Genomic DNA, 10,650 nt, shown 5'->3' on the forward strand with positions numbered 1-10,650 from the left:
CCCGAGCCAATAAAGAAGTCATCGTTTTTGAATCAGCTCCAATGGGCTCGGCATTACTACCTCCCGCTGCCCTAGGAATGAGCGTGGCTAGCAAGTCAATGGTTGTGTTGCTCCATTGGGTAGCATATTCAAATCCTAAACCTTCTGTTACCGGGTTTTTAGCTTCAGGTGTTCCCGGAACGGGTGCCTGAATTTTTTTGCCCCGCATGGTGGATTCTTTGTATTCCAGCGTAGTAAGCAGGTTGGAAGCACCAGTACCCACACCGATCAAACCCGATACAATAATGAAGACAGCAGCCTTCGCAAAGTGTACAATTTCACCCTTGCGGATGGAATCGACCAATTGTGCGATGCCAAAAGCCAGCATGGTTAAAACCAGGTAATAGGTCATTTGTACGTGGTTGACCCAGAGCTGTAAAGCCGAACCTATGCCAAAAAGCAAGGCCCCGGCCAGGTATTTTTTATCTCGAAAGGCCAGCAACAAACCTGCAGCCAACAGTGGCATGTATGCAATGGCTCCCAATTTTGAGGTGTGTCCAGCTTCAAAAAGCACCAGGTTGTTGGTGGTCAAACCAAAAGCAATGGCCCCGATGACGCCCACCCAACGGTTAACCCCCAAAACCACCATCAAAATGTAAAAGGCCAACATCGCTGAGATAAAACGGCCAATGGGCCTGGGAATGTACAATTGCAGCAGGTTGTCATACAAACCCGTTTGATTGCCATCGCGTACGCTGGCGATCTGGTAGGTAGGCATCCCGCCAAACATGTTGTTGGTCCACAGGGGCATCCGACCTTCTTTGACTTTGTAGTCGTTCATTTCTTTCATCATGGCCGTCACCTGGGTGATGTCACTCTGGTTCATAACTTTACCAGAGAGTTGCGGCGCAAAATAAAAGGCCGATACACCGGTGAAGATAACGATGGCGATCAGGTGAGGAATGAGTTGTTTAATCAGGTGGTTCATGAAAATATTAATTTAAAACTGGCCAATGAACGGTTAGAACTTTAATTTTTAAAGTCTATTGATTGGCTCAAAAATCCACATCTACATCGTATGGATAGGTGATCAAATATTTGATTGCTTTATCGATATTGTACCCCTCAAAAACGATGTTGTACAACATCTGAGTGATGGGCAGGCGCAATTTATAATAATTTGCCAAATGCCAGGTAATTTTCAGGGTACGAACCCCTTCAGCCAATTCAGGCATGGTGGCCTGTATATCCTGCATTTTTTCCCCCTGCCCGAGCCGAAATCCAAAGGTATAGTTCCGGCTGCTTTTGCTGGTTGCGGTAGCCACCAGGTCGCCAATGCCAGCAGTGCCAAAAAAGGCGGAGTTGGTAGTGCCCATGGCCTGGCCAAATCGCACCATTTCCATCAACCCGCGGGTGATGAGCATGGCCTGTAGGTTTTTGCCCAAACCCCGGCCACGCAGGATGCCTGAACCAATGGCAATGACGTTTTTTAATGCCCCGGCCAATTCAGCACCGAGGATGTCGTTGTTCCCAAAAACGTGGAAAGCATCGGAAGAAAGTACTTTTTTACCCAGTTCAATGACCTCTTCGTAAACGCTCCCGATTACGGTTGCAGTGGGTTGCCCTTCCAGGATTTCGGAGGCGAGGTTGGGCCCAGCAAGGCATCCGACCCGGCGCACCACCGTTTCCTGGGTAATCACCTGGCTCATGGTGCTCACGTGATGGGGTTCCAGCAGCCCTTCGTCCATTTGTTCCGGAGTGATGCCTTGGATGTCAAAACCTTTGGTGCCGTGGATGAGGAGGTGATAAGGGCGGAGATGCGGCCCAATGCGTTGCATGGTGCTGCGAAACCCATCTGAAGGGACTACCGGAAAAATCAGGGTGCATTTTTCGGCCAGTTCCTGCACATCATTGATGGCGCTGATGCGCGGCGACAGCTTGAGGCCAAAATTCGAACGCTCGCGGTTGATGCGTTCAACCGTTTCAGGATTTCTACTGAACAACAGTACATCTACCCGACGGGATAAGAGATTGGCAATGGCCGTTCCAAAGGTACCCGCTCCAATTACCCCAACTGTCTGCTGAAAATCTGGCATCCGCTCTTTTTCAATTTGGCGTAAAAGTAAGTGTATTGGTTGGATTGATATAAAAAAGAGTGGGGGAGTTTGAGGAGGGAGTGAAAAAAGTTTACAATAGGCTAAAAAAAACAAAAACCCAATCCCAAACGTTGCAGAGTAAGAGAAAACAAGGGTAAATGAATTGGCGAATAAACCGAAATAAGTTTGAAATGCCCAAAATGGGCCCCTGGACGCAACGCTTCATGTTGAGCACTGTGCTGGTGGCAGGTTTGTTTGGTTTGTCGACCCGCAAAACCAATGGACCGGCTTCGCCCAACCAACCTGCTGACGGCCCTGGTGGTGCAAACTACCTGCATGCCGAAGTCATCATGCGGGACTCAGCCAGTGAGACGGATGGTTACTGGTTGTTTGAGCCCGCCAGTCCCAAACCCGATTCTGCCCATGTCATCGTCTTCATGCACGGTTATGGAGCCTTGAACCCAATGGCCTATGGTGGCTGGATCAAACACCTGGTGCGGAAGGGCAACATCGTCATTTACCCCCGTTTCCAACGCGACATGTTGCTTACCCCCACGGAACAATTCCCCGCCAACGCCGCCAAAGGAATCCGCGACGCACTAAAAGCCCTCAAAACCGGCGACCATGTTCGACCCATCAATGGCCCCCTGATCATGCTGGGCCACTCGTATGGCGCTGCTACTGCTGCCTACCTGGCGGTGAAGTACAAACAATATGGTATCCCTCAACCCAAGGGACTTTTGCTCTGCGCTCCCGGAACCGGCCCGATGAACGGCGCCAAACTGGACGACTACCGCAATATGCCCGCTGATACCAAATTACTCATCGTCAACAGCAATGACGACCAGGTAGTGAAAGAAAAATTTCAACGCACCATTTTTAATACGGCCGTCAATACGCCTACCCGCAACTTCTTAAAACTATACGCCGACGAATACGGGACTCCCGCAGTAAAGGCACACCACAATGCCTGTTACAGCCTGGATGAATCGCTGGATTGTGGCCTCCGCAATCCTACCATTTACCGCAGCTACCTCGTGGGGCAGACCAATGCGGCGGATTATTACGGGTATTGGAAATGGGGTGATGCCTTGATTGATTGCGTGCGGGCGGGTGAAAACTGTGAATTTGCCTTCGGGAATACGGTTGAACAAAAATCCTTGGGTACTTGGGCGGATGGGAAGAAGATAAAGGAGTTGGAGGTGTGGCTGCCCTAAGGTGACTCTTTAGTGCCTTAAGTTTCTAAGGTGGTTCAAATAAAAGCTCTTGCGCGCAAGCGCGAAGAGGATGTCTTCACCACCTTAGAAACCTGAGACACTAAAGGAACACTTCAGAAATTTTGCACCTAAAACCTAATGAAAATACCATGAATAAGCTGGTCCTCCATTTTTGGTCAATTCCCAAGACTCTGGCTTTAGTTTTCCTCACCACTCCTGCTTTGACCCAAAACTTGGACTCTATTGAAAAAGACCTCGTCGAAACCTACGCCTCGATCTCTTCCTTTTTTCGGATAGACTATGACTCCTTACAATACTATTCCCAGCGTTTCGATGAAAAAATTAGTACCTATCTCGAAAAATACCCGGCTACCTTCAAACACCCCTTTGTCCAACTGAAAGAACATTGTTTCATCGCCACATCAGCAGATGGTTTGCTCCGCATCTACAGTTGGGATACCTGGTTGGGGGGAACTGCCCATATCTTCAAGAGCATCGCCCAGTTTCAGTCAGGAGAGGCTATATTTTTGGAGGAAATTGGTGGTATGGGCTTTTTTTCAGAAATATACCCGGTAAAAACGCGGCAAAAAACGTTCTACCTCGCCGTCAGCCACGGCATTTTTTCTACGGCTGATGCAGGGCAGTCTCTGGAAGCATTTTTCATTGAGCAAAATGAGCTTCGGCTAGTGGAGTTGTTCAATATCAAAGGAAAAATGAGCACTAGTATTTCCTTTGAGTTCGATTTTTATAGCGTAGTGGAGCACCCCGAACGGCCACTGAAGTTGATCAAATACGATGAGCAAAAGAAAATAATTGCTATTCCGGTGATTGCGAATAATGGGGCAGTGACGGAACTTTTTTCCCGATATCGGTTTAATGGTAGATATTTTGAGATGCTTAAATAATTAATGCATCAGAAGAAAAATGACACCAGAGCTTAAAAACGCCATAACCAATCTTTACACGATTTTTGCACAATATTCTTTTCGTCCAGAAATCGATGGCTGTCCTTGTTGTGTCACTGCACAAGACCAGCAGCAACTGTCTGCCAAGGCCTTAAACCTAATGGAATCCGAAGACCCTTCCCACTATTCCTTCAAGGCTATGACCACCTGGGGCGATGTAGAAGATTTTAAACACTTTTTGCCCCGACTTTTAGAACTCTCTGCTACCACGGGCCTTGCCTATGGTCACGAGGTTGTGCTCGGAAAATTGGAGTACGCAAAATGGAAGGATTGGGAAGAAACAGAAAAAAACGCTATCCGTGCCTTTTTACTGGCCTGGTGGACGGAGTCGCTTACCAATAAAGAAACCTGGGTTTTGCTGCAAATTAAGGATTTATACCCATTTTTCGGTGATGTAGACCCTTTCCTCGAGCGCTGGAGTTTTGATGTCAATGACCATAGTTTCCGAAATTTGATTCACTTCATCCGGAGTAACTACCACGATTTGATCGAAAGAAAATCTCACTTCAAGGAATTTGCCCCTGCTTCCATCAACAAACTTTTGAGCTGGATCGTGGCAAAAAAAGAGCTACTTGAGCAGGGCTTTTATCACTTTGAAACCACTGATCCTGAATTTACCAAAGAGATTTCTGACGCCCTTTACCTTTTGGATTGGGTGCCCTGGTCGGAGTCGAAGGAACCCTGACTGCCAAAACATCCCTACTTAAAATTTAGAGGGATATAAAATTTGAATGAACATGAATCCTAAAATAAACACCTATCGCTCGCTGTTACATTTGGTCCGTCTAGATGAAACCGACCATATTTTCAAAGACATTGCACAGCTTTTTTTAAGTGCGCTGACAGACTGGCCGACTGACGATCACCACGATATTGTAAAATGCATCCAGGGATTTAAGGACTACTTTGGTGATCCATTCACTTTTGTGGATGGCAGGATCATCAATATTGCAAGTGCACCGGATTGGACCTGGCGTGGTGAAGCCGGTGCAGCCTTAACCAAAATGATTGAACTTTCAATCGAACATTTAGATACTGCGGATTTTGATGTTATCGTTGATCGGGTGCTGAGCTATTATGAGCAAAAATTCTTGATGACCAGCAAACAAAGGCCAATCAGCAGTACCGGTTATGCTCGTTTCGATCTCTGTTCAAGTACCCTGACAGAAGTGGATTTTGTGGATTGGCTTGGACTGGAACCCGACGAATTCGGCGGTACCGATAATAACGAGATCGACGGTACAAAAACGACCATTTGGAAAATCCGTACTCCGATGACCCCAAACACCGTCTCGGCTAAGCTTATTCAAAAAATCGTGAACCGCTTGATGCCCATTAAAGACCGCTTGATTGCCTTAAAACAAGCACATCCCGACTTGAGCTGTGAGCTAAACGTGGTATTTTGGAGCGACCCACTGGATTTATACATCATCTTGGACAATGAAACGCTGCTGTTTCTTGGGGAAATTGGGGCGCAGTTTCACACTGAAATGTTCCCTATTTAACCCCTCCGAAACGCCTTCGGCGACTTCCCCGTCACCCCCTTAAACACCCTTGAAAAATACGCCGGATCCTTATAATTCAAGGAATAAGCTATCTCCGAGATGCTGTACTCCGTATGCAGCAAATGTTTCTCCGCCTCCAGGATAAAAAATTGCTGCACCACTTGTGATGCCGTTTGCCCGGCCACCTGTTTACAAATCCGGTTGAGGTGGACGTCGGTGATCCGCAAGTCCCGGGCGTATTCCTGGATGGACTTTTGTGGCGAGCGGGATTGGCGGATGTTTTGCCGAAAGGCATTGTAATAATCGGTACTGCGGGAGCCATTGGTCTCTTTTTGACCGGAGATAGCGCCATACATGCGAAAAACCTCCGTCAACAAAAGGGTTAGATAACTTTGCAGAACCAGTTTTTTTTCTGGCAATTCGTGGACCAACTCTGTGTACAATTGCTGAATGAGTTGGGTGATGTGTTTAAACCGATCAGCATCTGCCTCTGCCTGCAAGAACAATACTTGATTGAGTGCCAGCGGAATTTGTGGGGACTTGTAAAAAATGGTTTCGATAAAATCTTGCGATAAGGTCAGCACCATTCCTTGCACATCCGAACTCAAAACAAAACCATGCAGGGTGTTTTCGGGTAAAATCAAAATACAGGCCTCCCGAAGTTCCACTAGCTGGTTTTGAAGTTGCAATTGTCCAAATCCACTTTCAAACAAAAACACCTGGAATAAATGCGCATGGCGATGCATCTCGATGTGCCAATCGTATTTTTTACTACGGTATTCAATGGTTTCACAATGCATAAAATTTGGCAAGGCGAAATCCCGCGGTTCGCCGTACAAGCCATAGAGTTGCTTTTGTGCTGGCATCAATGTTTGATTTGTACAAAAAAATGGCTCAAAAGCACAAATATAGAGCACTTCTTCATTGTAAGCGAAGCATTAATTTTGTAGTTGAAAACTATTTCAAAAAACTCCTCCTTTTGATTACCATTGGGGTTTTGAGATAGCTTCTAGTTAACACCTACATCACATGCATCACCACACCCGAATCGGCATCATCGGCGCCGGACCAGCAGGCCTTACCCTTGCCCTCTTGCTGCAACGCAGCGGCATCCCTTGTGTCATTTTGGAAAACCGCAGTCGCGACTACGTGGAAAACCGCGTCCGGGCTGGTTTACTGGAGCAAAACACCGTAGACCTCCTGCGCGACTTGGGTGCTGCCGATCGACTGAATGTGGAAGGCCTGGAACACCACGGTGTAATCCTGTCGTTTAACGGCCAACGCATCCGGGTGCCTTTTGATGAATTGACCGGAGGCCGTGGGATTACCATTTACGGCCAGCAAGAAGTGGTCAAAGACCTGATCGCCACCGCACTCTACCGAGGCATTGACATTCTTTTTGAAGCCGATGCGACCCTGATTGAAGGCATTGAAAGTGAACAACCTACCATTCATTTTACCCAAAATGGGTTGGTACATACCTTGTCTTGTGATTTTGTGGCAGGTTGTGACGGTTTCCACGGGCTCTCGCGCAAAACCATGCCCCCTGATTCCTACCGCGAATTCCGTCACGAATATCCTTTTAGTTGGCTGGGCATTTTGGCCAATGTAGCTCCTTCCTCCGATGAATTGATTTACGCCTACCACGAGCGGGGTTTTGCGCTGCACAGTTTGCGCTCACCCTCGGTAAGCCGCTTGTACATTCAAGTTGACAATGAGGATAAAATTGAAGATTGGTCGGATGAACGCATCTGGGAAGAATTGTCAATTCGCCTAGGTGCCGAGGGTTGGGCCCTGGAACGCGGCCCGATTTTTGAAAAATCCATCACCCCCATGCGCAGCTTTATGATCGACAATATGCAATACGGTCGGCTCTTTTTGGCGGGTGATGCAGCGCACATCGTGCCCCCCACGGGCGGGAAGGGTTTGAACTTGGCGGTAGCAGATATTCGTTGGTTGGCAGAGGCTTTGATTCACTTTTTTGAAACTGGTCAAACTGATTTATTGGAGCAATATTCGAGCAATTGCCTGCGGCGAATCTGGCGGGCGCAGGACTTTTCCAACTTCATGACCTACCTCTTCCACAAACAAGCTGAACATGGTTCTTTTGAAAACCTGCTACAAAAGGCTAAATTTGACTACATCGGCATCTCGAAGGCGCAAGCCACAACGATTGCCGAGAATTATGTAGGCTTAAAGGATGTTTAAAATATTGGTAAAATTTAGCACCTCGCCTTCGGCGATGCGCGACAACAATAATTCAGCCACAAATGACACAAATTTCCACAAATTAAGGCACAAACTTGCGTTTGTGCTCCCCACACGAACGAAGTTCGTGCCTTAATTTGTGGAAATTTGTGTCATTTGTGGCTGAATCTCTAGAATACTCCACCGAAGGTGGGGTATTAACCTTTTACAAGTTTATTCTATGGAATGGATCTCACTAAATAACATTCCCATTCACTTCGAGTACCAGGACCAACAGCAGGCCCGCACCTTCGTGTTCGTCAACTCACTGGGGACCGACTTTCGGATTTGGGACAAAGTAGTGGAAGAACTCAAGCCTTACGGCAATATCCTGCGTTTTGACAAACCCGGTCATGGCCTTTCGGGACTGCCCGATCGCGATTTCCAAATCAAAGATTACGCGGAAATTACCGTGGCTCTGATGGATGCGCTACAAATAAAAAAAGCCGTCTACATCGGCTTATCCATCGGCGGGGTCATTGGTCAATACCTAGGGGTGCATCACCCCGAACGGTTTGAAAAACTGATCCTGAGCAATACCGCTCCAAAAATTGGCACCCTGGAATCCTGGAATACCCGCATCGAAAAAGTGCAACAAGAAGGCATTGCCAGCATCGCCGACATGGTGATGAAGGTCTGGTTTTCGGAGGCATTCCACCAGGAAAGGCCAGCGGAATTGTACGGCTGTCGCAGCATGTTGACTCACTCGCCACTGGAAGGGTACCTGATGGCCTGCAAAGCGATCCGCGACAATGACCTGACTCAGGACATTCCCAAAATTGAACTTCCCTGCCTCTGTATTGGTGGTGGAGCTGATGGTTCAACTCCACCAGCTTTGGTGGAAAGTATGGCCCAAGCCATTCCGGGAGCAGATTTTGTACTCATTCCCGAAGCCGGGCATATTCCTTGTGTAGAATCTCCCCAGCGGATGGCCACGGTCATCCTGGATTTTGTGATCTACAGTGAAGTCAAATCCTTGTACGAAAAAGGCATGCTGACCCGTCGTGCGGTACTGGGCGACGCCCACGTCGATCGTGCCGAGGCCAATAAAACCAATTTCGACCGCGATTTTCAGGAATACATCACCAACAATGCCTGGGGAGCCATTTGGTCGCGCCCGGGCTTGAGCAAACGGGAGCGGAGCATGCTTACCATTGCGGTACTGGCGACCCTGGGGTATGAAGAAGAACTGGCCATGCATTTTCGGGCCACGGCCAACACTGGAGCCACTCTGGAGGACATCAAAGAAACTTTGTTACACATCGCTGTATATGCTGGCGTGCCCGTCAGCAATTCCGCCATCAGAATTGCAAAAGGTGTTTTTGGGGACAAAATCACCACAAAATCATAGCTTTTATGGAAAACAAACGAGATTGGAGCGTACACCCGCCTTATTTATCTCCGGGCTACAAATCAACGGTGCTGCGTGCGCCGAGTAAGCCCTTGATTCCGATCAAACATACCCTTTCCGAACGCGGCGGCCCGGTGTTTGGCATGGACAGCATTGGCGCCTTGGACAATGATTTGACCAAAAACGGGATCATCAATGCTGAACCACTTGGCGAACGAATCGTGGTAGCTGGTCGGGTCATTGATGAACTGGGGCAACCCGTGCGCAATACCCTCGTTGAGGTTTGGCAGGCCAATGCAGCCGGGCGTTACATCCACAAAGTAGACCAACACGCTGCGCCACTTGACCCCAATTTTCTGGGTGGTGGCCGTTGTTTGACCGACGACGAAGGCTACTACAAGTTTTATACCATCAAGCCTGGTGCTTACCCCTGGGGCAATCACCCCAATGCCTGGCGGCCGAATCACATCCACTTTTCGCTGTTTGGGCGCAACATCACGAATCGCCTGGTTACCCAGATGTATTTCCCCGGTGATCCCCTTTTGCAATACGACCCAATTTACCTCGGGGTGCCGGAAAAAAGCCGGGAACTGCTGATTTCCAAATTTAACCTGGATTTGACGGAGCCTGATTTTGCCCTCGGTTATCAATTCGACATTGTGCTGCGTGGGCACAATGAAACACCCTTCGAAAACAAATAAAGATGGCCTTACAAACACCTTCTCAAACCGTGGGGCCTTACTTTGCCTATGGCCTTACTGCCGCCCAATACGGTTATGATTTTGACCAGATTGCCAATGATATACTCGTTTCGGATGATGTGCCAGGTGACCGGATTCACATTGTAGGTCGGGTATTTGATGGCCAAAATGCCACTATTCCCGATGCCATGCTGGAATTGTGGCAACCGGACATCAAAGCTTTTGGTCGCATCGGAACTGGAACGGATCCCAAGCACCGCTACCACTTTGAAACCATCAAGCCTCAAAGTCATGACGGGCAGGCACCCCATTTGGTGTTGATCGTACTGATGCGCGGCCTGCTGGTGCATGCTTATACCCGGATTTACTTCTCGGACGAGGCGGCAACAAATGCTCAGGATGCCGTGTTGAATAGCGTACCTGCTGAGCGCCGGAGCACGCTCATTGCACAAAAGCAGATCGTCAACGGGCGTACCGAGTACCATTTCGATGTACACATGCAAGGCGAATTGGAAACCGTATTTTTTGATGTATAGAAAAATGGTTGAGGAGTTGAGGCTGCCGCGAGCGATCCGGTCACTGAGCGGAG

General features: G+C 48.3%; 10 protein-coding genes and 1 pseudogene. 8 read left to right on the top strand and 3 right to left on the bottom strand.

What is annotated here, in order from left to right; translation table 11 throughout:
* Together SFV55_RS08950 and SFV55_RS08955 are read right to left on the bottom strand one after the other, a co-directional pair.
* Positions 1-967 (bottom strand): annotated as a pseudogene (locus tag SFV55_RS08950) (hypothetical protein); the annotation flags it as partial.
* Between the two features lie 67 nt (positions 968-1,034).
* Entirely contained in the window at positions 1,035-2,075 is a 1,041-nt protein-coding gene (locus SFV55_RS08955) for an NAD(P)H-dependent glycerol-3-phosphate dehydrogenase (protein WP_320029149.1), read from the bottom strand.
* Between the two features lie 158 nt (positions 2,076-2,233).
* Here SFV55_RS08955 and SFV55_RS08960 point away from each other — a divergent pair, with 158 nt between their 5' ends.
* From SFV55_RS08960 to SFV55_RS08975, 4 genes are all read left to right on the top strand, one after another.
* The gene (locus SFV55_RS08960) at positions 2,234-3,292 is read left to right on the top strand and encodes a hypothetical protein (RefSeq protein WP_320029150.1); all 1,059 of its coding nucleotides are present in this window, start codon (positions 2,234-2,236) and stop codon (positions 3,290-3,292) included.
* A 149-nt stretch (positions 3,293-3,441) separates the two neighbouring features.
* The gene (locus tag SFV55_RS08965) at positions 3,442-4,197 is read left to right on the top strand and encodes a hypothetical protein (protein ID WP_320029151.1); all 756 of its coding nucleotides are present in this window, start codon (positions 3,442-3,444) and stop codon (positions 4,195-4,197) included.
* Positions 4,198-4,216: 19 nt separating this feature from the next.
* Positions 4,217-4,942: a hypothetical protein gene (locus SFV55_RS08970; RefSeq protein WP_320029152.1), complete on the top strand. Its 726-nt coding sequence runs from the start codon at positions 4,217-4,219 to the stop codon at positions 4,940-4,942.
* A gap of 52 nt (positions 4,943-4,994) precedes the next feature.
* Entirely contained in the window at positions 4,995-5,762 is a 768-nt protein-coding gene (locus SFV55_RS08975) for a DUF4279 domain-containing protein (RefSeq protein WP_320029153.1), read from the top strand.
* On the opposite strand, the gene SFV55_RS08980 is transcribed toward SFV55_RS08975, so the two are convergent.
* Positions 5,759-6,628, bottom strand: a complete 870-nt coding sequence (locus SFV55_RS08980) for a helix-turn-helix domain-containing protein (protein WP_320029154.1) — start codon at positions 6,626-6,628, stop codon at positions 5,759-5,761. The genes SFV55_RS08975 and SFV55_RS08980 overlap by 4 nt on opposite strands.
* Positions 6,629-6,791: 163 nt before the next feature.
* Between SFV55_RS08980 and SFV55_RS08985 the strand changes: the two genes are divergently transcribed.
* The 4 genes from SFV55_RS08985 to SFV55_RS09000 all read left to right on the top strand — a co-directional run bounded on the left by SFV55_RS08985 (position 6,792) and on the right by SFV55_RS09000 (position 10,597).
* On the top strand, positions 6,792-7,970 hold the full coding sequence (locus SFV55_RS08985) for a 4-hydroxybenzoate 3-monooxygenase (RefSeq protein ID WP_320029155.1): 1,179 nt from the start codon (positions 6,792-6,794) through the stop codon (positions 7,968-7,970).
* Between the two features lie 220 nt (positions 7,971-8,190).
* Positions 8,191-9,360 carry a 3-oxoadipate enol-lactonase gene (pcaD, locus tag SFV55_RS08990; protein WP_320029156.1) on the top strand — a complete coding sequence of 390 codons (1,170 nt, stop codon included), beginning with the start codon at positions 8,191-8,193 and terminating at the stop codon, positions 9,358-9,360.
* Positions 9,361-9,365: 5 nt separating this feature from the next.
* Positions 9,366-10,061 carry a protocatechuate 3,4-dioxygenase subunit beta gene (gene pcaH, locus SFV55_RS08995; protein WP_320029157.1) on the top strand — a complete coding sequence of 232 codons (696 nt, stop codon included), beginning with the start codon at positions 9,366-9,368 and terminating at the stop codon, positions 10,059-10,061.
* A gap of 2 nt (positions 10,062-10,063) precedes the next feature.
* On the top strand, positions 10,064-10,597 hold the full coding sequence (locus SFV55_RS09000) for a protocatechuate 3,4-dioxygenase subunit alpha (protein ID WP_320029158.1): 534 nt from the start codon (positions 10,064-10,066) through the stop codon (positions 10,595-10,597).
* The last annotated feature ends 53 nt before the right edge of the window (positions 10,598-10,650 follow it).

Origin of the sequence: Haliscomenobacter sp., from assembly GCF_033763495.1 — a bacterium.
Classification (GTDB): Bacteria; Bacteroidota; Bacteroidia; order Chitinophagales; family Saprospiraceae; genus Haliscomenobacter.

Excerpts from the sequence above, each read along its gene's own strand:
- SFV55_RS09000 (WP_320029158.1), top strand. The coding sequence starts at position 10,064 with ATGGCCTTACAAACACCTTCTCAAACCGTGGGGCCTTACTTTGCCTAT.
- SFV55_RS08965 (WP_320029151.1), top strand. The coding sequence starts at position 3,442 with ATGAATAAGCTGGTCCTCCATTTTTGGTCAATTCCCAAGACTCTGGCT.
- pcaD (WP_320029156.1), top strand. The coding sequence starts at position 8,191 with ATGGAATGGATCTCACTAAATAACATTCCCATTCACTTCGAGTACCAG.
- SFV55_RS08960 (WP_320029150.1), top strand. The coding sequence starts at position 2,234 with ATGAATTGGCGAATAAACCGAAATAAGTTTGAAATGCCCAAAATGGGC.
- SFV55_RS08970 (WP_320029152.1), top strand. The coding sequence starts at position 4,217 with ATGACACCAGAGCTTAAAAACGCCATAACCAATCTTTACACGATTTTT.
- SFV55_RS08980 (WP_320029154.1), bottom strand. The coding sequence starts at position 6,628 with ATGCCAGCACAAAAGCAACTCTATGGCTTGTACGGCGAACCGCGGGAT.
- pcaH (WP_320029157.1), top strand. The coding sequence starts at position 9,366 with ATGGAAAACAAACGAGATTGGAGCGTACACCCGCCTTATTTATCTCCG.
- SFV55_RS08975 (WP_320029153.1), top strand. The coding sequence starts at position 4,995 with ATGAATCCTAAAATAAACACCTATCGCTCGCTGTTACATTTGGTCCGT.
- SFV55_RS08985 (WP_320029155.1), top strand. The coding sequence starts at position 6,792 with ATGCATCACCACACCCGAATCGGCATCATCGGCGCCGGACCAGCAGGC.
- SFV55_RS08955 (WP_320029149.1), bottom strand. The coding sequence starts at position 2,075 with ATGCCAGATTTTCAGCAGACAGTTGGGGTAATTGGAGCGGGTACCTTT.